This is a genomic window from Malaciobacter pacificus, from assembly GCF_004214795.1.
GTDB lineage: Bacteria > Campylobacterota > Campylobacteria > Campylobacterales > Arcobacteraceae > Malaciobacter_A > Malaciobacter_A pacificus.
Genome location: NZ_CP035928.1, coordinates 551,253 through 573,123 on the forward strand (window position 1 = coordinate 551,253; position 21,871 = coordinate 573,123).

The following is a 21,871-nucleotide window of genomic DNA, read 5'->3' on the forward strand; positions in this document are numbered from 1 at the left end:
GTGTCAACATCCTGATTTGGGTTGTGACTAGTTTGCGCTAGACATTAAGGGGCACAGAGGCAAAACCCAAGATTTATTATATTCAAGGAGAATACTATGGTTACAATGAAAGACCTATTAGAGTGTGGTGTACACTTCGGACACCAAACAAGAAGATGGAATCCAAAAATGAAAAAATTCATTTTCGGTGTTAGAAAGAATATTTATATTATCGACTTACAAAAGACGTTAAGATACTTCAGATATACATACAATGTTGTTAGAGATAGAGCTGCTGCTGGTGAAACAATGATTTTCGTTGGTACTAAAAAACAAGCTTCTCAAGCTGTTAAATCTGCTGCAATTTCTTGTGGTATGCCTTACGTTAACCACAGATGGTTAGGTGGTATGTTAACTAACTTTGGAACAATCAAAAAATCAATTAGAAAATTAGAAATCATCAAAAAGATGAGAGAAGAAGGTCAATTAGACTTACTTACTAAAAAAGAAGCTTTAATGCTTTCTAGAAAAGAAGAAAAATTAGAATTATACCTTGGTGGTATCAAAGAAATGAACAAAATCCCTGATATGATGTTCGTTTTAGATGCAGTAAAAGAAAAAATTGCTATCCAAGAAGCTAGAAGATTAGGAATCACTGTTGTTGCTCCTTTAGATACTAACTGTGACCCTGATGTTGTAGATTTACCAATTCCAGGAAATGATGATGCAATCAGATCTATTCAATTATTCTGTAACGAAATGGCTGCAGCAATGAATGAAGGTAGAGCTGCATTAGCTGAAGAGACTGGTGAAGATGTTGAACCAATTAGTGAAGAAGAGCAAGCAGAAGTTGTTGCTGAAGCAGTAGCTGAAGGTGAAGCTGAATCAACTGAAGAAACTACAGAGGAAGCGTAATTATGGCAGGTGCAACTCCAAAATTAATTAAAGAATTAAGAGAAAAATCTGGTGCAGGAATGCTTGATTGTAAGAATGCATTAAACGAGTGTAATGGTGACATTGATGAATCAATTAAGTGGTTAAGAGAGCAAGGTCTTTCTAAAGCTGCTAAAAAATCTGCAAATGTTGCTGCTGAAGGTATTGTTACTATTTTAGTAAACGAAGACAATACTATAGGTACAATGACAGAAGTTAACTCACAAACTGACTTCGTTGCAAAAAATGCACAATTCTTAGATTTAACAAAAGGAATTACTGCACACGTTCAAGCAAACTCAATTGCTGATGCGCAAGCTTTAGCTTCTTCAACTATCGAAGGTCAAGAGTTTACTACTTACTTAAACGAAAAAATTGCAGTTATTGGTGAAAACTTAGTTGCAAGAAAAGTTGTAAATGTTGAAGGTACTGTTGTTAATGGTTACGTTCACATGGGTAAAGTAGGGGTTTTATTAGCTGCTAAATGTGATGATGCTGCTAAAGAAAAAACTGCTGAATTATTAAAAAAAGTTGCTATGCACGCAGCTTCAATGAAACCAACTGTAATTTCTTACAAAGATTTATCAGCTGAATTTATTGAATCAGAAAACAAAGCGATTATTGCTGATATTGAAAAAGAGAACGAAGAGTTAGTTAGACTTGGTAAACCTCTTAAAAATATCCCTCAATTCGTTTCTAAGCAACAATTAACTGAAGAAGCTGTTGCTGCTGCTGAAGCTGAAATGAAAGAAGAGTTATTATCTCAAGGTAAACCAGAGAAAATTATTGGAAACATCGTTAAAGGTAAAATTGCTAGATGGATTGAAGATAACTCTCAATTAGATAGAACTCACGCATTATTATCTCAAACTTACGTTATGGATGATTCAATGACTGTTGAAGAAGCTATTAAAGCTTGTGATGCATCAATTGAATTAGTTGAATACGTTAGATTTGAACTTGGTGAAGGTATCGAGAAAAAAGAAGAAGATTTCGCTGCAGAAGTTGCTGCGCAAATGGGTAAATAATCCAAAGAAAAATCTTCATAAAGGTAAACTTGTGATAGGTGAACAACAAAATATAAAAACACCTATCTCAGGTAACCAACTACTAACTGCAAATAATTTATCCCATAAATTTGATTATGAATTATTTAATAATATTAATTTATCATTAGAAAAACAAGAATCAATAGCTATTATTGGAACAAGTGGAAGTGGAAAATCTACACTTTTAAATGTTTTATCAACTTTATTAAAACCTTTTGCTGGAGAAGTTTTATATAAAAATAAAAATCTTTATTCATTAAAACAAAATGAGCTTTTAAAAATTAGAAGAGAAGATTTTGGTATAATTTTTCAAGCGCACTATTTATTTAGAGGTTTCACTGCAAGTGAAAATCTAGATATTGCTACTTTTTTAAGTGGTGAAGCATTAGATGAAAAGTTGTTAAAAGATTTAAAAATTGACCACGTTTTAGCTCAAGGAATTGGTGAGTTAAGTGGAGGACAACAACAAAGGTTGTCAATTGCTAGAGTTTTAACTAAAAAACCTAGGATAATTTTTGCAGATGAACCTACGGGTAATCTTGATAAAGATACTGCAAATATAGTTATGGATACACTTTTTGATTACATAAAAAATAATGATGCAGGATTAATTCTTGTTACACATGAAGAAGAATTAGCTTATAGATGTGATAAATTGTACAGATTAGAAGATTTAAAATTGCAGGAGTTAAAGTGAATTTATTATTAATATGTGAGACTGCAATCATTGAGCATATTTTTACTTTGGTTTGTAAGAAACTAAATATTGATTTAACTGTTCAAAAAAATAATAATGTTGAAGATAGATATGACTTAATAGTTATAGATCAAAATTTTATTGATGACAAATTTAATATTATTAAACAATTTTCAAAAAAGCTTGGAGCTATTTCAAGTGAAGAATTACCATTTGACAAATCTAGAGATTTTATTATTCCAAGACCTTTTTTACCTACGAAACTTACAGTTTTACTTCAAGAACAAATGGATGTTATTAAAGAAGAGGCTCAGGTTGAAAGTTATAAAAAAGAGAAAGTAATAGCTAATGATGTTGCTGATTTAGACTATGAAGAAGAGGATGTAGAAGTCACTGTTCCTGTTACAGCTTATGTAGATTCTTTAGCAAATGATATATATGAGCAAATTGAAGAAGAAAATGATGAAAGTATCGTAAATCTAGCAACACTTAAAAGCGGTGGAGTATTAGATTTAAGTGAGTTGTCTAAAATAAATGATATTTTAAAAGAAGAATCAATTCAAGATGAAATTAATCTTGAAAAAGAGGATTGGAAAAATATTTCAGATATTATAGATGATGCTCTAGAAGAGGTAAAAGAGTATGAGTTTGATTTAGAACAAAATCAGCCTAAACCTTATAATTTAGTTCTTAGTCATTATCAAATAGATGAATTAAAACCATTATTAGAAAAGTTTAACCAAACTATAATTGATAAACTTGCAAATGGTGAGACTGTTGATGTTAAAATAGCTTTAAAGGAAAAGAATTGATAAGTGAAAAAAAAGGTGCTATATTAATTTTATCAGGACCTAGTGGGTGTGGAAAATCTACTTTATTAAAAGAAGTATATAAAGAGATTGATGATTATTACTTTTCTATTTCAACTACAACTAGAGCTCCAAGAGTAGGTGAGCAAAATGGTGTTGATTATTTCTTTGTATCAAAAGAAGAGTTTGAAGAAGATATTAAAAATGATGGTTTTTTAGAGTATGCAAAAGTTCATGATAATTACTATGGAACATCATTAAAACCTATAATGAAAGCACTAAAAGAGGGTAAGTTAGTTATTTTTGATATTGATGTTCAAGGTCATGAAATAGTTAGAAAGAAGCTTGATTCTATTGTTACTTCAGTATTTATAACAACACCTAATTTAAATATCTTAAAAGATAGATTAACTTCTAGAGACACAGATAGCAGTGAGATTATTGAAAAAAGAATTAAAAATGCTAAAACAGAAGTTGAATATTTTGATACTTATGATTATTTAATAATTAATGATAATTTAGAACTAGCAGCGAAGCAATTAGTTAGTATTGCTAATATTACTAGAATAAAAGCAAAACTATTTGATAAAGAAAAAATCGTATCTAACTGGCTAAATTAATCTATTTTATAGAGTCAAATGACGAGGGTTTATCAAAATAATACCCTTGGCAATAGTCTATATTCAATTCTTTAATCTTATTATAAATATCTTCATTTGAAACATATTCAGCAACTGTTTTAACTCCAAACTCTTTTGAGAAGTTTGCAATAGTACTAACAATAATCTCTAAATCTTTAGATGTATTAATACTCTCAATTAATGAACCATCAATTTTTACAAAGTCTATATCTAGCAGTGTTAGTAGATTAAAGTTTGAATATCCAGCACCAAAATCATCAACACCAACTATACAATCAAATTTTTTAATATTTGAAATAAATTTTGAAACTTCGTTAAAATCAGATATCTCTTCAGATTCTAATATCTCAAACTCTAATCTATCTGTATATTCTCTATTTTGTTCTAATGATTCATAAATAAATTTTGTAGTCTCTTCATTTGCAATATCATCAAATGAAATATTTACAGAAACTCTTTTATTTTTTTCTTTTATAAGTTTAAATGAGTCTTGTAAAATAATTTTAATAATATTAGGATATAGCTTTGTTCTTTTAGCAACATCTAAAAAGTTAAAAGGTGAGATTTCCTGTCCATCTTTTGTAATGTATCTAATTAGGGCTTCATATTTATAAGTCTCTTTTGTTTTTGTATCAACAATAGATTGAAAATATGCTTGAAATAAATTCTCTCTAAACCCTGTCTTTAACTGTTTAACCCATTTAATATTCTCTTCAAATGATTGTTGAATTTTAAAGGCTTCATTGTAAACCATTATTCTTTGAAGTTTACTTCTTGCATAGTTTATAACCCTTTGAGAGTATTTAAATGCCCTAGATCCATCACCTTTTGCAATACCAATTGTAAGATTTATATCAATTTCATTATCTTGGATATATAGAGATTCTTTTTCAATTTTATCTGCAAAATCCCTACATATTTCAACAAACTCATCTAAGTTTTGTTCATGCTCATTTGCAACAATTGCAAATTTGTCAGCTTCAATTCTATAAATAGTAAATTTTTTATTATCTAAAAAGTTTTTAAGTTTATTTGCTAAATCAGCTAAAATTATATCACCATTCTCTTCACCAAAAAGGTCATTAATAGTTGAAAATTCATCAATATCAATTAGTGCCATTAATTCAACATGATTTTCATCTAACTCTTTTTTTAGTTTATTTCTATTTGGAAGGTTTGTTAATTTATCAATATATAAATCTTTTAACTCATGATAAAGTAATGATTGAGACATTACTTGAAGAAGTTTTGCAACATCAATTGGCTTTAAAACATACTTATCTACTCCAATATCAATGGCTTCTAGTAAGTACTCTTTATTTGAAAAAGCTGTTGCTACTATAATTGGGATATTTAGATTAATTTTTTTAATCTCTTTTACCATATCCAATCCATTCATGATTGGCATGTTAACATCAGTTATGATTAGATCAATTTCACTTTCATGCTGTTTAAAAAGTTCTAAACCCTCTTGCCCATTTTGTGCAACATACTGTTTTTTTGTAAAACCTTTTAAAATTTGATGAGTTACTTCTCTTAAATCTTTTTCATCTTCTGCATATAAAATTGTGATATTTTTTAGTATTGAAATATTGTTTACCATGATTAAGACGCACTCCAAATTTAATAAGATATAATATCATAAATAAACATAATTGCAAAATAATTTTAGATAAAAAAATAAAAAATAATTTTTTGCTTGTCCATAAATAGTAGGAAAAAATAGTGTCAAAAGTAAAATGTAATCATTGTCATCTCTCATTTGACGATGAAATTATGATAAAAGATGGTGATTTGAAATTTTGTTGTAAGGGCTGTCAAGGAGTGTATCATTTATTGAAAAGTGATGGTCTTGATTCATTTTATGACAAATTAGGAAATAAAACAATTGCTCCTCCAATAAATTTAGAAAATGATGATTTAAATAAATTTGATTCAGAAAATTTCTTAAATAATTATGTTCGTAAAACCGATGAAGGTTTTAATCAAATTGATTTGATTATTGAAGGAATTCATTGTGCCGCTTGTGTATGGTTAAATGAAAAAATTTTACATGATACAAAAGGAATTATTCAAGCTGATATAAACTTTACCACAAATAAAGCAAGAATAATTTGGGACGAGGATGAGTTAAAGCTATCAGATATTATTTTAAGAATTAGATCTATTGGATACAATGCTTATGCATATGATTCTAGTATAGCTGATATTCAAGCTACAAAAGCAAAAAGAGACTACTTTATTCGTATGATGGTTGCAGTTGTTGCTAGTATGAATATTATGATGATAAGTGTTGCTAAATATACGGGGTTTTTCACTGGAATGGATAATGATGTAAAACATATGATTCATTTTGCAGAATTTTTATTATCTACTCCTGTATTATTTTATAGTGGTTGGGTATTTTTTAAAGGTGCATATTTTGGTTTAAAAAATCGTGTATTAAATATGGATTTTTTAGTATCATCAGGCGCAACTTTAACTTATATTTACTCTTTATTTATTCTATTTGGAGCAAAGGGCGAGAGTTATTTTGATAGTGTTGCTATGATTATTACTTTTGTACTTGTGGGGAAATATTTAGAAGTAATTGGTAAAAAATCAGCAGTTGATACACTAGATAAAATTAAATCTTCACTTCCTTTAGAAGCAACTATTATAAAAGATGGTATAAAAAAAGTTGTAGCGTTAAATAGCATAAACATTGGAGATATTGTTCAATTAAAAGCAGGGGAAAAAGTTCCCGTTGATGGAAAGATAACAAAAGGTAATGCTTCATTTGATGAATCAAGTTTAACAGGTGAATCAATCCCTGTTTATAAAAATGTAGGTTCAGAGTTATATAGTGGGACAATAAATAATGATTCTTTAATTGAGTATGAAGTAACAAAAGATTTCAAAAACTCAACTTTTTCATCAATTGTTACTTTATTAGAAGATTCATTAAACTCTAAACCAAAAATTCAAAATACTGCAAATGAAATATCAAAAGGTTTTACTACAGCAATTTTATCATTATCATTATTGACTTTTTTAGTTTGGTATTTTTTTGGGATTGATTTAGGTTTTGATTATGAAGGAACTAATCATTTTGAGAAATCATTTATTGTTGGAATCTCAGTGATTGTAATTGCTTGCCCCTGTGCTTTAGCTTTAGCTACACCAATAGCGAGTTTAATAGGTATTTCAGAATTAGCAAAAAAAGGTTTACTATTTAAAGAAGCTAAATTTATAGAATCAATTGCAAAAAGTGATACGGTTGTTTTTGATAAAACAGGTACTTTGACAAAAGGTGAGTTATCAGTTGTAAAAATGAGAATTTTAGATGAAAATATACATAAATTAAATCTATTGTACTCTTTACTAGATTCATCTTCTCATCCTATAAGTGTTTCAGTTAAAAAAGCTTTATTGAAGAAATATGATAACTTAGAGTTAAAAAATTTAAATGAAGTTAAAACTATAAATGCAAAAGGTGTTACTGCAAAATATAAAAATCTAGATGATAAAGAGTTTGAACTTATTGGTGGAAATATTGAATTAATGAGAGATAATGAAATTTGGTATAAATTTGATAGTACTAGTAGTGTTTATTTATTTGCTATTAATAAAAAAGTAATTGCAACCTTTGAACTTGAAGATGAAATTAAAGAAAATGCTCAAGATTTAATTGATTATTTAAAAGAACAAAATTTAAATATAGTAATGTTAACAGGTGATAATGAAGCAGTAGCAAAAAAAATATCGGAAAAGTTAGGTATAAAAGAGTATTATGCATCACAAACACCTATTTCAAAAGCTCAATATATAAAAGATTTAAAAGCAAAAGGTAAAACAGTTGTTATGGTTGGAGATGGATTAAATGATAGTGTAGCATTAGGTAATGCTGATGTTGCAATTGCAATGGGTAATTCAGCAGATGTTTCATTATCAATTTCTGATATAGTTTTATTAAATTCATCATTAAAATCTTTAAAAGAGTCATTTGTTTTATCTTATAGAACATACAAATTTATTAAACAGAATCTATTAATCTCTTTACTGTATAATGTTGTAACAATACCATTTGCAATGGCTGGATTTGTTATGCCTTTAGTTGCAGCACTTTCAATGAGTTTAAGTTCACTTATTGTTGTATTAAACTCATTAAGAATAAAAATGAAATAGGATGAAAATATATGATAAATGATACCTTATTTTTAATGTTGATTGTTGGGCTGATTATCACAGCTGCATTACTTTTGCTTTTTATTTGGGGTGCTAAAACGGGGCAGTTTGATGATTCAAATAAAATGGTTGATGGATTGCTTTTTGATAGTGTTGAAGATTTAAATGACGCCATAGAAAAAGAGAAAAAATTAAAAGAGGCTAAAGAATTAAAGTCTAAAAATAAAAATAGTGAAGAAATAAAAAAAGCTTAAAGTATTAAACTTTAAGCTTTTTGAAAAGTACGTAAATAAAAATTATTTACCGATGTACTCTGCTAATTCTTTGATTTGCTCATCAGACAGTCTTGCAACTTGACCTTTCATAAGCATTTTCATTTTACCAGCATTAGCATAGTTTCCAGCTTTGTAACCATTTAAAGCTTCAATAACTTGAGCTTTAGTTAAATCTGCAGGGATATGTGATTTTCCACCAGTAGTAGTGTTCATTTCACCTTTAGCTCCATGACAACCTTTACATGTATTGTAAGAAGCTGGTGCAGCGAAAGCACATGATGCAGCGATAACTGTAGTTAATACAAGTTTTTTCATTTTGTTCTCCTTAAATTTTGAAAAAATATTTTAGCTATTTTTTCTTTTGCTTAGCTTAATATTTTAAATTAAACTTTTTAGCTTTTAAAAGTATGCGTATTTATTGTAAAATAATTGTGAAATTTTATATTTTTATTGGTAAATATATTATGAACTCTGCTCCATAATAATTATTTTTATTATAAGTAAAGTTCGAATTCTTTACAATCAATTTCCCTTTCATATGTTTTGTAATAATTTCATTTGACATAAATAAGCCAATTCCTGTTCCTTTACTTTTATGTTTAGTAGTAAAATATGGTTGGAATATTTTATCTATAATTTTTTCATTTACTCCATGGGCATTATCTTTTATAGATATCACAAGATTATTTTGTTTTTGATATAGTTTAATTATTATTAATCTATCTTCATTATCACTAATATTTTGTATTAGTGCATCTTTTGCATTATTAATGATATTTAATATTACTTGAATGAATTCATTTTTAAAAGAGTTTACGTCTAATTTTTCATAATCTTTTTTTATTTGTATATTGTAATAGGGATTTGAATCAATATTTGCTAAAAATATCGCCTCATCAATACTTTTCCCTATATCAAAAAACTCTCTTGTATTAGATGGTTTAAAAAAGTTTCTAAAAACCTCAATTGTATTAGATAAATATTTTGTACTTTCAAGAATTTTGTCTATGGATTTTAATTCTTGATCTATATCTATTATATCGAATTGCCTATTCATTTTTATTCCACTAGCACTTGTAGATATTACACTTAAAGGTTGTCTCCATTGATGGGCTATATTTTGAATCATATCTCCAAGTGCAGCCATTTTACTTTGTTGAATTAGTATTTTTTCTGTTTTATCTTTTGCATTTCTTTCATTTATAATATCTTCATTTTTAACTTTTAACTTATTAATTAATCTTTTTCTGGAAATACTAAGATAGATTGTGAATATTAAAAATAGAACTAATATTATAAAAAGAAGAACTATTAAAATAATTTCTTTTTTATACTTTAATAACAATGAAATTTTTGATTCTAAGTTTATTATCTCAGCACTTTGTATTTTAGGAATAGAGAGGTTAAATTCCTTCAGTTTTTTATTATCTAAAATTGTTTTTGAAACTTTATAAGAGTTTTTTCTATTATTTAATAAATCATTTATAGCTTTAATAGACTCTTTTGAAAGTAATTTACTATATAAGATATTACCACCTACTATTCCATTATTTAAATAAGTGGAATAAATTGAATAGATAGGTATTTTTGACTTTTCTGAGATTTTATTAAGAACATCTTGTGATTTAAAGATATTTCCTAATGGTTCTTTAAAATATGATAAATAAAATATGAAAGTATGACTATCTATTTTTGATGTAATATCTATTATTTCATTTAGTGGTAAATTACTTAAGTCTCTAATATTCAGATCTTTTTTTATATTTTCTATTTGCTTTTGTAAATTTATATGCTCTTCTTGATCTATAAGTATCATATTATTTGCATTAGGATTTTGGTCAATTGCTAACATTAAACTATTATATATATTTGTTGTGTTTGTTATATTAATTGTATTTGAAAAGTTTGAACTTTTTTTTTCATTGGTGTAGTAAACATAAGGTATATTTGAAAAAAGTTTAAGTCCATATTTTTGCATGAAATAAAAAGCTGGATTTGATTCAGTTATTACACCATCTATTTTTATTGAGCTGTATTTATCTTTTATATATTCATAAAAATATTCATAATTAGAAGTTCGATTTATAAGTGAGTCTAAATTCTCTTTATAAATATTTAAATTCTTGTGCTCTTTTTGAACTTCAAGTATTCCTTTTGTGTAGTCTATATCCCAAGGATAAGAGCTACTATAACTAGTAATTATTAAAATATTTTTTTTTGTTTCTTGCGCGTTTATGAATGAAGTAAATAAAAATATAAAAAAGATTATTTTTATTATTTGTATCATTTCTTTCCTTTTGATTATTATACATAAAATATAATAAATAATTAAAAAGTGATATATCAAAGTATATACTTTTACTAAAATAAAGAAAAATTTTTATACACTACACTTTTAAATAAGGTAAAAATTTGGATAAAAATATAGTTTTAAAAGTAGAAGATTTAACATTTTATTATAAAAAAGAGAAACCAATTTATGAAAATTTTAATTTAAATTTACATGAAGGTGAACTTATTACTATATTTGGAAAAAGTGGAAGTGGAAAGACAACACTTTTTGAACTTATTATTGGTACTTTAAAACCAATAAAAGGAACTATTCAAAAAGAGAATATAAGTTTGATTTTTCAAGATCCATATAACTCTTTTCATCCAACTTATTCAATAATAGAGCAAATTAATGATGTAGTACAAAGAGATTATGAAAAAGAGTTACCAAGTTTACTAGAAAAACTTACACTACAAAAAGAACTACTATATAAAAAGCCATATGAATTAAGTGGAGGTCAGTTACAAAGATGTTCAATTTTAAGAGCACTTTTGATGAAACCAAAATTACTTTTGGTTGATGAACCAACTTCTGCACTTGATAATATAATTGCATATGATGTAATGAAATTATTGGTTTCTTTGCTTGATAATTGTGCAATTCTTTTAATAACACATGATATTGATATGGCTAAATGGTGTAGTGATAAAATTATAAGGTTAGAGGAAAAATGAACGAACAAAAAAAAGCATTAGTTTTACTAAATATGGGTGGAGCTAGAAATAAAGATGAGTTAAAAATGTTTTTAACAAATATGTTTAATGATGAAAATATTTTAACAATTAATATTGATTTTATTAGAAGTTTAATAGCAAAATTTATTGTATCAAGAAGACTTGATGAAGCATGGAAAAATTATGAAGAGATAGGAAATGCTTCTCCAATTAATCCCTTAACTGAAAAGTTAGTTGCAAAATGTAATGAAAAAATTGAAGGTTTCAAAACATATCAAGTTATGAGATATACTCCTCCTTTTGCTGCTGAAGTTATTGAGCAAATTAAAGCAGATGGAATAACAGAGGTTGTTTTACTTCCTTTATATCCACAATACTCAACAACTACTACAAAATCATCAGTTCAGGATTTTATAGGTTGGGCTCCATATGATACATTTAAAATATCTTACTTTGAAGAGTTTTATAAAAATGATAAATTTAATGATTGTATTGTAAATGAGATTATTAGAAATGTAGATGATAGTACACAATATAATCTAATTTTTTCAGCCCATGGTCTTCCTCAAAAAATAGTTGATAAGGGTGATCCTTATGAAGAGCAAATGAAAGAGCATGTAATAATGTTAAGAGAAAAACTTAAATTTATGGGTTATAACTTTAAGTCTGTAAACCTTGCATATCAATCAAAAGTAGGTCCTATGAAATGGCTAGAGCCTTCTCTTGATAATATGTTAACAAATTTTAAAGACCAAAAAGTAGTAATTTATCCAATTGCATTTATTGTGGATAACTCTGAAACTGATTTTGAGCTTGATATTGAGTATAGAGAAATGGCTGAAGAAATAGGGGTGAGTGAATTTAAAGTTTGTAAATGTGTAAATGATAGTGATGAATTTGTTGAAGCTATTAAGGATATAATCAAAGCATATATGTAGGAGAAGTAAATGGAAAATCAAATCTTATTAGATATTGTAAAAAAGTCTATAGAAAAAAAGTTTGATTCAAATATCAAAATAGATAAAGAGAAACTTTTAAGTGATTTTCCAAAACTTCAAAATCCTGGTGCAACTTTCGTAACTCTAAATTTAGATGGAGAATTAAGAGGTTGTATTGGTTCACTTCAAGCTAAAAGAAGTTTAATAGATGACTTAATCTCAAATGCATATGCTGCAGCATTTGAAGATCCAAGATTTTTGGAATTAACACCTAGTGAGTTTAAAAAAGTAGATATTGAGATCTCTATTTTAAGCTCACCTGTTGAAGTTCAATACTCTGATTTAAATGATTTAAAATCAAAAATAAAACCAAATATCCATGGTGTGATTTTAGAATACAATAGAAAGAGAAGCACCTTTTTACCCCAAGTTTGGGAACAGTTAGCAACTTTTGAAGAGTTTTTTTCTCATCTTATTTATAAAGGTAGTTTTGATGATAACTTATTTGACTATAATCCTAAAGTATTTGTCTATGAGGTTAAAAAAATCAAATGAGTATTAGAAAAACAGTAGTTGCAGGAAGTTTTTATCCAAATGAAAAAGATGAGATTTTAAGATATATTAATCATTTTAATAGTTTTGAAGATACAGACGAAACATTTGAAGATATTAAAGCAATTATTGTTCCCCATGCTGGATATATTTATAGTGGATATACTGCAAATTTAGCATATAAAAAAGCAAGTTTAAAAAGCTACAAAAGAGTAGTTGTAATTGGTCCATCTCATAATGTTTATTTAAAGGGTGCGAGTGTAGCTTTGTATGATGAGTATGAAACACCTCTTGGAAATTTATCTATTGACAAAGAGTTTAGTCAGTATTTAATAGATAAATATGACTTTTTAGATTTTAATATTGAGTGTGAATTTGAACACTCAACAGAAGTACAAGTTCCATTTATCAAACACTATTTTGGTGATGTTGAAATAGTAGAAATAATTTATGGTGAGATTGATTATAAAGAGATTTCCAAGATTATTGATGAGGTTTTAAATAGCAGTGTTAATTTAGTAGTAATTAGCACTGACTTAAGTCATTTTTACACTTTAGAAGAGGCAAATAATTTGGATGGATTTTTTTTAAGTGCTGTTCAAAATAAGAATTTAGATTTGTTTAATTCTTGTGAAGCTTGTGGTAAAGTTGGTGTAAAGGCACTTATAAATTGGGCAATACAAAATAGATATGAATCAAAGTTACTTCATTACTGTACAAGTGCAGATGTTTCAAAAGACAAAAATAGAGTAGTTGGTTATACATCAGCTTTAATAGGAAGATAAATGTTTTTATTGAAAAAATTTATTTCGGCATTTTTATTACCAATTCCAATTGGTATTTTTTTGCTGTTTTTGGCTTTTATTTTTTTAATTTCAAACTCATATAAAAAAGCAAAAGTTTTTTCTATCCTTGCACTTCTTTGGTTTATTTTATTATCTAATCAATTTATTTCAAATGCAATTTTGTCTCCTTTAGAAAATTCACATAAAGCCCTTTTAGAAACACCTAATGTGAATTATATTTTAGTTTTAGGTAGCGGACATAAAAGCGATGACAACATAAGTATTACTTCTCAAGTAAAAAGTACAGGAGTTAATAGATTAGTTGAAGGTATAAGACACTACAACAAGCTAGAAAATGTAAAGTTTATAGTTTCTGGTTATAGTGGTTTTGATGAAAACTCACATGCCTCTATGCAAGAAAAACTTGCAATATCTTTAGGTGTAAACCCTAATGATATAATAAGGTTGGATACTCCAAAAGATACTTATTCAGAAGCAATTGAAGTAAAAAAAATAGTAGATAATCAAGCTTTTATTTTAGTTACAAGTGCATCTCATATGAAAAGATCAATGCTTCTTTTTCAAAAAGTTGGTTTAAACCCAATAGCTGCTCCAACTCAAAACTTAGCTTATGAATCTGAAGGTTATTCTTCATATTTTAATTCAGAAAATCTAAGAAAAGTTGAAGTTGCAGTTCATGAGTATTTAGGTATTTTATGGTCAAAGATAAGAGGACAAATTTGATTTTATTTTAATATTTAGATAATATTGCGACTTTGTTGCATAAAGAGGTAAAATTGAAACTAATTGAAATAGAAAATCTTTCTTATAAATATCAAAAACAAAATGTTCTAGAAAATGTAAATTTATCAATAGATAATGATGATTTTTTAGCAATCATTGGACCAAATGGTGGCGGTAAATCAACTTTACTAAAACTAGTTTTAGGTTTATTAAAACCTCAAAATGGAAAAGTAAATAAAAATATCAAAAATGACAAAATAGGATATGTTCCTCAAAATACAAACTTAAATACTGACTTTCCTATTACTGCTCTTGAAGTAGTCCTAATGGGACATGTCTCAAAACAAAAAAGAATTTTTGGTTATTCAAGTCATGATAAATCTTGTGCTATGAATTCCCTTAAACAAGTTGGAATGGAAGAGTTTGCAAATAGCAAAATCGGAGATTTAAGTGGAGGTCAGAGACAAAGAGTATTTATAGCTCGGGCACTTTGTTCAACTCCTCAGATTTTACTACTTGATGAACCAACAGCAAGTATTGATGTAAAGGGACAAAAAGAGATTTATGAGTTATTAAAAGAGCTTAATAAATCTATTTGTATAGTTGTTGTTAGTCATGATATTTCAGTTCTTTTAAACTATGCAAAAAATGTAGCCCATGTAAATAAAAATCTTGTGTATCACAAACTAGACCAAGTAACTAACAATGTATCAGCAAATGATGAACATCTTTGTGAAGTTGAACTTTTAGCAGCACTTGGTAAAACTCAAGTTTGTTGTAATCATGAGCATTAAAAGGTAACTCGTTACCTTCTTTAGAATTTTGCTACTTTTAGATGAATTTACTTCATCGCTAAAAAGTAGTATTTAAATGATTTGGTCCCTTAAAAAATGGGACATTTTTTAAGGATATATATGTTTGAAGCTTTACAATATGACTTTATTCAAAATGCAATCATAGCAGGAGTTCTAATCTCAATTGCTGCTGGTATCATTGGCTCACTTGTAGTTGTAAATAAAATCACTTTTTTAACAGGTGGAATTGCCCATAGTTCTTATGGTGGAATTGGACTTGCTATTTATTTAGGAATTCCAGTGCTTTTTGGAGCAACTGTTTTTGCAATAATCACTGCAATAATCATCGCAATACTAACCATAAATGATAAGAAAAGAATAGACTCCATCATAGGTATGATGTGGGCTAGTGGTATGGCTATTGGTATTATATTTGTGGATTTAACACCTGGCTATAATGTGGATTTGATGTCATATCTTTTTGGTAGTATTATTGCTGTATCAAGTGATGATATAACTTATCTCTTACTTCTTGATTTATTTATCATAAGTGTAGTATCAATTTTCTATAAGCAAATACTAGCCGTTTCTTATGATAGTGAATTTGCAAGTCTAAGAGGAATAAATGTAAAGTTCTTTTATACACTTATTTTAATCCTTGCAGGACTTTGTGTAGTTGCAGCTATCAAAGCAGTTGGGCTTATACTTGTGATTGCTCTTTTGACTATTCCTACATATTTAGCTGAAACTTTTGCTAATAAACTGTCTAAAATGATGTTTATAAGTGCTCTTTTAGCTACTTTATTTACACTTCTTGGACTTGTGATTTCTTACCTTTATGATATTAGCTCAGGGGCTAGTATTATTATCGTTGCAGTTGCTATTTTGGTTATTGTGAAGTTGATTAAAAGATAAAAAAACTATTCAAATTGAGTCATTTCTGAGTCATTTGTTAGATATAATAAAATTTATTATAAAAACAAAAGGCTCTATTTTTTATGTGTATAAATCAATTTAAAGATACCAAATACCAAGAACTACAAACTATCCAAAAAGAAGCAAGAAACTTAGAGTCTCAAATAAATGCAATAAAATTCCAAAATCAAAAACAATCTATTGTATCACCAACTGATGGATATGTAGCAAAACTAATAATAATATCTTTTCTTTTATTCTATACTATCTTTTTGTTCATATAATTTTCCACATTGATTAATACTCTTTCTGCAAATTATATCTTCTATTATTATGAATTCATTTTGTTTCTTAAATTGTTCAAAAGTACCTTTCCAAAGTAAATTACTATTACAAATTCCATAGCTTTTAAGTACAATACTATTTTTAATATTATCTATGTGTAAGCTTGAAGATGTTCCTGCTCCTCCTGCTGGATTAAAAATGAAATATTTGGGTGGTAGTTTATTATTTAAAATAGGAGTGTAATTTTTTTCATTTTTGATTTTTGATATTTCTGAAAGAATGGATAAAGAGTTATTATTAAAAATTAACTCAAGTTCTTCTTCTCTTTTTAAACCTTTGTCTTCTTTTAGACTATAAAGATATGAAACTACATTTAGATTAACAACAAATTCACCATTTTCATTAAAATACTTTGAGTTTATTTTTTCCACATCTTTTTTGATATAAGGCCATTTTTCAATATGATCTTCTTTTAGATCTACTAATTCAAAAATTGAAATAAAACCTAAATTATTATAATTTATCTTATCTGCATATAAAGACATAATTCTACCGGTTGTTATATTTTCAAGGTAATTATTTAATAGAATTTCTATTTTATCAGTAATTATTTTTTCATTTTTATTATTTTCGGCAAATAGAAAATTGATATAAAAACTAATTGTAAAAATTATAAATATATTTTTCAAAGGAGTCCTTTTTTTATTTTAATCTCAAATACACACCAAACCCATACAAACAATAGATTTCATATGGTTTTGGGTTTTCATCATATATCCAAGAAAAGAATCTTCCACTATAGCTTACCTTAATATTTTCTTGGATAATTTTGTTTAGTTATTGCCATATCTTTATTATGAATAAAAGTATTAGCATCTGTAATTGTTAATATGGTATCATCTGTAAATTTTGATTGAGATATAAATATCTTCGTTCTTTACCAGCACTAAATGTTAACAGATAGTTTTTTTTATACCTTTAATCATTACTTTTACAATATCTAATAGTCTCTCTAAGAGATCTATCATTATATTTTTCTACTAAAGATTCACATCTTTTAATCCATTTGTTTTTTATATTTTCTGAAAATGGTTTTTGCTTTAAAACATAAAATAGTATTACATCAAAAAATCTAATATTTTTATCCTTTAAATTCTCAAGCCAGAAGTTTAATACTTTTTCTTTATTAAAAGTTACTCTGTAATAAATAAATATAATGACATTAAGTTCTATTGGCATATCTCTGTAACTTGAAAAGTAAGCTTTTTCACTTATAATATCATCAATATTAAATTGAATTAATTCATCTTCAATATTTTCTATTTTTTTAACTAATCTATCAGCTTCCATACAACCACATGTAGAACATGAACCAATTCCATATGCATCAGAAATACATAGTTTGTTTTCTTTTATTTTTTCAATTGCTCCTCTAAGATTTATAGAATACTCTAAGATTAAATTAACAGCTTTAATATCATGTTTTTCTGGATTACTTTCTCTAATAAATTCATAGTTTTTAGTATATTGTCTTATTAATAGTGATGTTTTCTTCGAGATTTCTTGTTTATTGGTGTTTTCAATTCTAAATGATTGTAAAGCTATTATGTTAAATAAAACTCTATTTTTTCTAAAAATTACTACTAAATTTTCAAAGTATAATAAAGAAGAAGTTCCTGCAGCTCCTAAAACTAAAATCACTTTATTTGAATATTGAAGTAAAGTATTTAACTTTTTTTCAAAATCATTATCTTTTGGATTCAATTTAAAATTAGCTTGACTTATTGCAAGTAGTTGTAAATCTTTTTGAATTGATAAAGTTTTAAAAGAATCATCTATTTTATCTTGAAGTAAATTGATTATATTGTTACCGCAACCACCAAGACCTATAATTAGTTTTTTCATACTTTACCTTTGCAAAATTTATCTAAATACAATTTATATGAATATTTGTTATAAAATATTTTACTATTAAAAATTGACAACTTAGTGTCTGGAAATTAATTTTTAATTTCTACATACTTTGACAGTTTTGTACCTTTTCTAATTTCAGATGCCAAAGATTTTTGAGTTCCTGCATTTTTAACAATATTTTCAATACTAAGATTACTTTCTTTTATAATATCTGCGTATTTAATCCCAAATAAATGATATTGAACATAAATTTCACCTTTTTTTGCACTTTCTATCATTTTATTTAAAATAATTGATAGCTCTATTTCATTCATTGCTTTATCTCCATTTTTTCATACTCATTAACAATAAATTCGGCCAAAGGCTCCCACAAAGTAACATCTTCATTTAGCTCACTAAATACTTTTCCATGATTCTTATATGAAATTATTTTCATTTGATTGAAATTCGTTTTGAATTTATGCTGATCCAATCCTGAAGCTTTTTCTAAATCATTTAAATTTACAGATATTTCATTTTTATTAGATATCTTCAAAAAAGCTACTAATATTTTATGGTTATATTGTTCTGGTTTAGAAAACCATGAAGGTATTTTTCTTTTTACTCTCTCAATTTCCTCTTCTTCTGTTCTTTCAGTTAGTAAAGAGGTTTTATTTTGTTTTTTACTATTTGCTACATCTTGTAGTTTTTTTGTGTCTGTAAGTATAGACAAAAGCAATTCTTCTAACTCTTCATCTCCTAATAATATTGATTTTTTATAGGCAAGTTTAGAATTTTCAATTAAGTTCGAAACAATTTCATTCATATTTGACTCCTTATTTGAAACTATAATATAAACTTACTTAATTTAACTTAAAAGTACTTATAAGTATTTTTAAGTTAAGAAATAGGGGTCAAAACTACACCCCAAAAACTACACAAAACTACACCCCAGGGGTTGAATCTCCACTTTTGAAACTACACCGAAACTACACCCCAAAACTACACCCCAGGGGTTGAATCTCCACTTTTAAATTTATGATATTACAAAATGAAATATTTTAAATGATTAATTAAAATTCTTATTATAATTTATAAAATTATTAAATAGGGAGTATTTATGCCTACAAAACCTAGAATTGATTTTGCGGGATTTCATCATATTGTAAATAGAGGAGTAAATAGAACAAATGTCTTTAATCATCCAAATGATAAAGATATGTTTTTACAAATCATAAATAAAAGCTCAAAAGTTCATAATATCATATTACATACTTATGCTTTGATGGAGAATCATTATCACCTTTTACTAGAAACAAAGGAAGAGAATCTATCATCATTTATGAGAATTGTAAATGCAAATTATGCAATATATTTCAACAGAAAATATAATAGAAGTGGCCATTTGTGGCAAGATAGATATAAATCAAAATATGTTTTATCTGATAACTATTTGTATACAGTAATAAAATATATTGAGTACAACCCTCTTGAAGCAAATATTAGCTCAAAAATTTCATCTTATCCTTTTACTTTATCATATAATATTTTTAAAGGTTTGAAATATTATCCTTGTTGCGAAAATTCAATTTTATTAAAAGATTTTGATATTAAGACATTGAGTGATTTTTTAAATAATCCACTGAATGATAAAGAAATTGAGTTACTAAGTGAAAAAGAAAATATAGAAAAAAAGAAAAATAAAATCAATGTACTGAAAATTAAAACATTAAATGAGCATTTTAAAGATGTAGATTCAAAAGAACAAAGAAATAACTCAATTTTTAACTCTTTTTATGATGGTTATACTCAAGTTGAGATTGGAAATTATTTGAATTTATCTAAATCATCTATTTCAAAAATACTAAAAAGTGGAGATTCAACCCCTGGGGTTAAAAAATTATGCTAAAATACAACAACTAAATAGAAAGACGGAATAACCAATGAATGAAAAAATAAAAATAGGTGAGATAAACTCACTAAAATTAAACAGAGTTAGTGAACCAGGTGTTTACTTAATTGCAGCAGATGAAGAGGAAGTATTACTTCCAAATATATATGTTACAAAAACTATGGCTATGGGCTCAGTTATTGATGTGTTTGTTTACACTGACAGTGAAGATAGACCAGTAGCTACTACACTAAAACCTTATGCAAAGCTTGGCGAGATTGCTTTTTTAGAGATTGTTGATAGTGCTAAGTTTGGGTACTTTTTAGATATGGGATTACCAAAAGATTTATTATTACCTAAAAATAGAACTAAAAAAACTTTTAATATCGGTGAGAGAGCAATAGTTCAGTTACAACTTGATGAAAAAACAAATAGACTTATTGCATCACAAAAATATATCTTAGAGAAAAAAATCACTGGATTAGAAAGAAAAGATGAAGTTGAAGTTATGGTTTATTCAAAAACTCCACTTGGATTTAAAGTAATAGTAAACAATCTTTATGAAGGTATGATTTTCCATAATGAAATTTTTGAAAATGTAAGTATAGGTGATAAAAAAAGAGCTTATGTAAAAACTGTAAGAAGTGATAATAAACTAGATATTACTTTACAGAAGATTGGCGAGAAAGTAAAAGATAATGAAGTTTATGAAATCTTAGTTCAAAATGGTGGAAAGCTAGATTTTACTTATAAAAGTGACTCTACAGACATAAAAGAGATGTTTGGGGTTAGTAAGAAATCATTTAAAGCAACTCTTACTAAGTTAATACAAGAGGGTAAAATAATCCTTGATGAAACATCAATAAGAGTTAAATCGTAACAGTTACATCTTGATTGCAGTTAATTAAGACTAAATTTATCCTATTTAAATATTAAATTTTATAAAATCACTTTAATTAATTTATATTTAAAAGGAAAAACAAATATGGCAACAACAATGTTAAAAGGAAATGTTGTAAATTTAGCTGGAACTGAAGTTAACGTAGGTGATACAGCTCCAGTAGTAAACGTAGTAGCTCAAGACTTATCAAATGTTCAAGTTGGTGGAAGTGAAAAAACTCAAATCGTAGTAGTAGTTCCATCATTAGATACTCCTGTTTGTGCAGCTGAAACTAGAAGATTCAATGAAGAAGCAGCAAAAATCGAAGGTGCAGAAGTTATCGTAGTTTCTATGGACTTACCATTTGCAATGAAAAGATTTTGTACAACTGAAGGAATTGAAAATTTAACAGTAGGATCTGACTTTAGAGCAAAAGAATTTGCAAATGCTTATGGTGTTTTAATTGCTGATGGTGCATTAGCAGGTGTTACTTGTAGAGCAATCTTTGTAATCAAAGGTGGTCAAGTAACTTATAAAGAAATTTGTCCAGAAATTACTGAAGAGCCAAACTACAATGCAGCTTTAAGTGCAGTATTATCTTGTGGTACAGGATGTGGTTGTCACTAATTTTTAGGGGA

The 21,871-nt window shown here is 26.9% G+C and carries 25 protein-coding genes; 18 read left to right on the plus strand and 7 right to left on the minus strand.

The annotated features are described in order from the left end of the window. Nucleotides 1-96: 96 nt before the first annotated feature. The 5 genes from rpsB to gmk are packed head-to-tail and all read left to right on the plus strand — an operon-like array spanning nucleotide 97 to nucleotide 4,087. Nucleotides 97-894: a 30S ribosomal protein S2 gene (gene rpsB, locus APAC_RS02800; protein WP_130232666.1), complete on the plus strand. Its 798-nt coding sequence runs from the start codon at nucleotides 97-99 to the stop codon at nucleotides 892-894. A 2-nt stretch (nucleotides 895-896) separates the two neighbouring features. Next, nucleotides 897-1,940, plus strand: coding sequence for a translation elongation factor Ts (tsf, locus tag APAC_RS02805; protein WP_130232667.1), 1,044 nt, complete (start codon nucleotides 897-899; stop codon nucleotides 1,938-1,940). A 34-nt stretch (nucleotides 1,941-1,974) separates the two neighbouring features. Continuing rightward, nucleotides 1,975-2,658 (plus strand): ABC transporter ATP-binding protein, encoded by a 684-nt coding sequence (locus tag APAC_RS02810; RefSeq protein WP_130234569.1) that lies wholly within the window; start codon nucleotides 1,975-1,977, stop codon nucleotides 2,656-2,658. Continuing rightward, nucleotides 2,655-3,470: a hypothetical protein gene (locus APAC_RS02815; RefSeq protein WP_130232668.1), complete on the plus strand. Its 816-nt coding sequence runs from the start codon at nucleotides 2,655-2,657 to the stop codon at nucleotides 3,468-3,470. The genes APAC_RS02810 and APAC_RS02815 overlap by 4 nt, the downstream gene beginning before the upstream one ends. Then, entirely contained in the window at nucleotides 3,470-4,087 is a 618-nt protein-coding gene (gene gmk, locus APAC_RS02820) for a guanylate kinase (RefSeq protein ID WP_130234570.1), read from the plus strand. The genes APAC_RS02815 and gmk overlap by 1 nt, the downstream gene beginning before the upstream one ends. Nucleotide 4,088: 1 nt before the next feature. Here the strand turns inward: gmk and APAC_RS02825 are convergent, their stop codons facing one another. Next, nucleotides 4,089-5,711: an EAL domain-containing response regulator gene (locus APAC_RS02825; RefSeq protein ID WP_130232669.1), complete on the minus strand. Its 1,623-nt coding sequence runs from the start codon at nucleotides 5,709-5,711 to the stop codon at nucleotides 4,089-4,091. A gap of 122 nt (nucleotides 5,712-5,833) precedes the next feature. Here APAC_RS02825 and APAC_RS02830 point away from each other — a divergent pair, with 122 nt between their 5' ends. Together APAC_RS02830 and ccoS are read left to right on the plus strand one after the other, a co-directional pair. Further along, on the plus strand, nucleotides 5,834-8,275 hold the full coding sequence (locus tag APAC_RS02830) for a heavy metal translocating P-type ATPase (RefSeq protein ID WP_130232670.1): 2,442 nt from the start codon (nucleotides 5,834-5,836) through the stop codon (nucleotides 8,273-8,275). Nucleotides 8,276-8,286: 11 nt separating this feature from the next. Further along, the gene (ccoS, locus tag APAC_RS02835) at nucleotides 8,287-8,529 is read left to right on the plus strand and encodes a cbb3-type cytochrome oxidase assembly protein CcoS (protein WP_130232671.1); all 243 of its coding nucleotides are present in this window, start codon (nucleotides 8,287-8,289) and stop codon (nucleotides 8,527-8,529) included. Between the two features lie 42 nt (nucleotides 8,530-8,571). Here the strand turns inward: ccoS and APAC_RS02840 are convergent, their stop codons facing one another. Further along, nucleotides 8,572-8,865: a c-type cytochrome gene (locus tag APAC_RS02840; protein ID WP_130232672.1), complete on the minus strand. Its 294-nt coding sequence runs from the start codon at nucleotides 8,863-8,865 to the stop codon at nucleotides 8,572-8,574. 124 nt (nucleotides 8,866-8,989) lie between these two features. Then, complete coding sequence (locus APAC_RS02845; protein WP_130232673.1) at nucleotides 8,990-10,837, minus strand: sensor histidine kinase; 1,848 nt, start codon at nucleotides 10,835-10,837, stop codon at nucleotides 8,990-8,992. Between the two features lie 125 nt (nucleotides 10,838-10,962). Here APAC_RS02845 and APAC_RS02850 point away from each other — a divergent pair, with 125 nt between their 5' ends. The 8 genes from APAC_RS02850 to APAC_RS02885 all read left to right on the plus strand — a co-directional run bounded on the left by APAC_RS02850 (nucleotide 10,963) and on the right by APAC_RS02885 (nucleotide 16,568). Then, nucleotides 10,963-11,556, plus strand: a complete 594-nt coding sequence (locus APAC_RS02850) for an ATP-binding cassette domain-containing protein (protein WP_130232674.1) — start codon at nucleotides 10,963-10,965, stop codon at nucleotides 11,554-11,556. Beyond that, on the plus strand, nucleotides 11,553-12,494 hold the full coding sequence (gene hemH, locus APAC_RS02855) for a ferrochelatase (protein WP_130232675.1): 942 nt from the start codon (nucleotides 11,553-11,555) through the stop codon (nucleotides 12,492-12,494). Before APAC_RS02850 ends, hemH begins: the two co-directional genes overlap by 4 nt. A gap of 9 nt (nucleotides 12,495-12,503) precedes the next feature. Continuing rightward, the gene (gene amrA / locus APAC_RS02860) at nucleotides 12,504-13,049 is read left to right on the plus strand and encodes an AmmeMemoRadiSam system protein A (protein WP_130232676.1); all 546 of its coding nucleotides are present in this window, start codon (nucleotides 12,504-12,506) and stop codon (nucleotides 13,047-13,049) included. Beyond that, nucleotides 13,046-13,831: an AmmeMemoRadiSam system protein B gene (gene amrB / locus APAC_RS02865; protein WP_130232677.1), complete on the plus strand. Its 786-nt coding sequence runs from the start codon at nucleotides 13,046-13,048 to the stop codon at nucleotides 13,829-13,831. Before amrA ends, amrB begins: the two co-directional genes overlap by 4 nt. After that, nucleotides 13,832-14,575: an ElyC/SanA/YdcF family protein gene (locus APAC_RS02870; RefSeq protein WP_130232678.1), complete on the plus strand. Its 744-nt coding sequence runs from the start codon at nucleotides 13,832-13,834 to the stop codon at nucleotides 14,573-14,575. It begins immediately after the preceding gene. A 53-nt stretch (nucleotides 14,576-14,628) separates the two neighbouring features. Then, nucleotides 14,629-15,369 (plus strand): metal ABC transporter ATP-binding protein, encoded by a 741-nt coding sequence (locus APAC_RS02875; RefSeq protein WP_130232679.1) that lies wholly within the window; start codon nucleotides 14,629-14,631, stop codon nucleotides 15,367-15,369. Between the two features lie 120 nt (nucleotides 15,370-15,489). Next, the gene (locus APAC_RS02880) at nucleotides 15,490-16,284 is read left to right on the plus strand and encodes a metal ABC transporter permease (RefSeq protein ID WP_130232680.1); all 795 of its coding nucleotides are present in this window, start codon (nucleotides 15,490-15,492) and stop codon (nucleotides 16,282-16,284) included. Between the two features lie 83 nt (nucleotides 16,285-16,367). Continuing rightward, entirely contained in the window at nucleotides 16,368-16,568 is a 201-nt protein-coding gene (locus APAC_RS02885; RefSeq protein WP_130232681.1) for a hypothetical protein, read from the plus strand. Here APAC_RS02885 and APAC_RS02890 read toward each other — a convergent pair. The 4 genes from APAC_RS02890 to APAC_RS02905 form a co-directional block, all read right to left on the minus strand. Then, complete coding sequence (locus tag APAC_RS02890; protein ID WP_130232682.1) at nucleotides 16,539-17,258, minus strand: hypothetical protein; 720 nt, start codon at nucleotides 17,256-17,258, stop codon at nucleotides 16,539-16,541. The two genes, APAC_RS02885 and APAC_RS02890, sit on opposite strands and share 30 nt — an antisense overlap. 289 nt (nucleotides 17,259-17,547) lie before the next feature. Further along, complete coding sequence (locus APAC_RS02895) at nucleotides 17,548-18,474, minus strand: hypothetical protein (protein WP_130232683.1); 927 nt, start codon at nucleotides 18,472-18,474, stop codon at nucleotides 17,548-17,550. Between the two features lie 95 nt (nucleotides 18,475-18,569). Further along, the gene (locus APAC_RS02900) at nucleotides 18,570-18,797 is read right to left on the minus strand and encodes an HTH-like domain-containing protein (RefSeq protein ID WP_130232684.1); all 228 of its coding nucleotides are present in this window, start codon (nucleotides 18,795-18,797) and stop codon (nucleotides 18,570-18,572) included. Then, nucleotides 18,794-19,288: a hypothetical protein gene (locus tag APAC_RS02905; RefSeq protein ID WP_130232685.1), complete on the minus strand. Its 495-nt coding sequence runs from the start codon at nucleotides 19,286-19,288 to the stop codon at nucleotides 18,794-18,796. The genes APAC_RS02900 and APAC_RS02905 overlap by 4 nt, the downstream gene beginning before the upstream one ends. A 294-nt stretch (nucleotides 19,289-19,582) precedes the next feature. On the opposite strand from APAC_RS02905, the gene APAC_RS02910 reads away from it, so the two are divergent. From APAC_RS02910 to tpx, 3 genes are all read left to right on the plus strand, one after another. Then, the gene (locus tag APAC_RS02910) at nucleotides 19,583-20,371 is read left to right on the plus strand and encodes a transposase (RefSeq protein WP_130232686.1); all 789 of its coding nucleotides are present in this window, start codon (nucleotides 19,583-19,585) and stop codon (nucleotides 20,369-20,371) included. 34 nt (nucleotides 20,372-20,405) lie between these two features. Then, nucleotides 20,406-21,233, plus strand: coding sequence for a CvfB family protein (locus APAC_RS02915; protein WP_130232687.1), 828 nt, complete (start codon nucleotides 20,406-20,408; stop codon nucleotides 21,231-21,233). 105 nt (nucleotides 21,234-21,338) lie between these two features. Then, nucleotides 21,339-21,860 (plus strand): thiol peroxidase, encoded by a 522-nt coding sequence (gene tpx / locus APAC_RS02920; RefSeq protein ID WP_130232688.1) that lies wholly within the window; start codon nucleotides 21,339-21,341, stop codon nucleotides 21,858-21,860. Nucleotides 21,861-21,871 lie beyond the last annotated feature (11 nt).

What these genes read in the sequence shown, in the direction of transcription:
- APAC_RS02905 (WP_130232685.1), bottom strand. Translation starts at nt 19,288, where the DNA reads ATGAATGAAATTGTTTCGAACTTAATTGAAAATTCTAAACTTGCCTAT.
- APAC_RS02845 (WP_130232673.1), bottom strand. Translation starts at nt 10,837, where the DNA reads ATGATACAAATAATAAAAATAATCTTTTTTATATTTTTATTTACTTCA.
- tpx (WP_130232688.1), top strand. Translation starts at nt 21,339, where the DNA reads ATGGCAACAACAATGTTAAAAGGAAATGTTGTAAATTTAGCTGGAACT.
- amrB (WP_130232677.1), top strand. Translation starts at nt 13,046, where the DNA reads ATGAGTATTAGAAAAACAGTAGTTGCAGGAAGTTTTTATCCAAATGAA.
- rpsB (WP_130232666.1), top strand. Translation starts at nt 97, where the DNA reads ATGGTTACAATGAAAGACCTATTAGAGTGTGGTGTACACTTCGGACAC.
- APAC_RS02825 (WP_130232669.1), bottom strand. Translation starts at nt 5,711, where the DNA reads ATGGTAAACAATATTTCAATACTAAAAAATATCACAATTTTATATGCA.
- hemH (WP_130232675.1), top strand. Translation starts at nt 11,553, where the DNA reads ATGAACGAACAAAAAAAAGCATTAGTTTTACTAAATATGGGTGGAGCT.
- APAC_RS02870 (WP_130232678.1), top strand. Translation starts at nt 13,832, where the DNA reads ATGTTTTTATTGAAAAAATTTATTTCGGCATTTTTATTACCAATTCCA.
- APAC_RS02915 (WP_130232687.1), top strand. Translation starts at nt 20,406, where the DNA reads ATGAATGAAAAAATAAAAATAGGTGAGATAAACTCACTAAAATTAAAC.
- ccoS (WP_130232671.1), top strand. Translation starts at nt 8,287, where the DNA reads ATGATAAATGATACCTTATTTTTAATGTTGATTGTTGGGCTGATTATC.
- APAC_RS02840 (WP_130232672.1), bottom strand. Translation starts at nt 8,865, where the DNA reads ATGAAAAAACTTGTATTAACTACAGTTATCGCTGCATCATGTGCTTTC.
- APAC_RS02900 (WP_130232684.1), bottom strand. Translation starts at nt 18,797, where the DNA reads ATGAATGAAATAGAGCTATCAATTATTTTAAATAAAATGATAGAAAGT.
- APAC_RS02885 (WP_130232681.1), top strand. Translation starts at nt 16,368, where the DNA reads ATGTGTATAAATCAATTTAAAGATACCAAATACCAAGAACTACAAACT.
- APAC_RS02910 (WP_130232686.1), top strand. Translation starts at nt 19,583, where the DNA reads ATGCCTACAAAACCTAGAATTGATTTTGCGGGATTTCATCATATTGTA.
- APAC_RS02880 (WP_130232680.1), top strand. Translation starts at nt 15,490, where the DNA reads ATGTTTGAAGCTTTACAATATGACTTTATTCAAAATGCAATCATAGCA.
- APAC_RS02895 (WP_130232683.1), bottom strand. Translation starts at nt 18,474, where the DNA reads ATGAAAAAACTAATTATAGGTCTTGGTGGTTGCGGTAACAATATAATC.
- tsf (WP_130232667.1), top strand. Translation starts at nt 897, where the DNA reads ATGGCAGGTGCAACTCCAAAATTAATTAAAGAATTAAGAGAAAAATCT.
- amrA (WP_130232676.1), top strand. Translation starts at nt 12,504, where the DNA reads ATGGAAAATCAAATCTTATTAGATATTGTAAAAAAGTCTATAGAAAAA.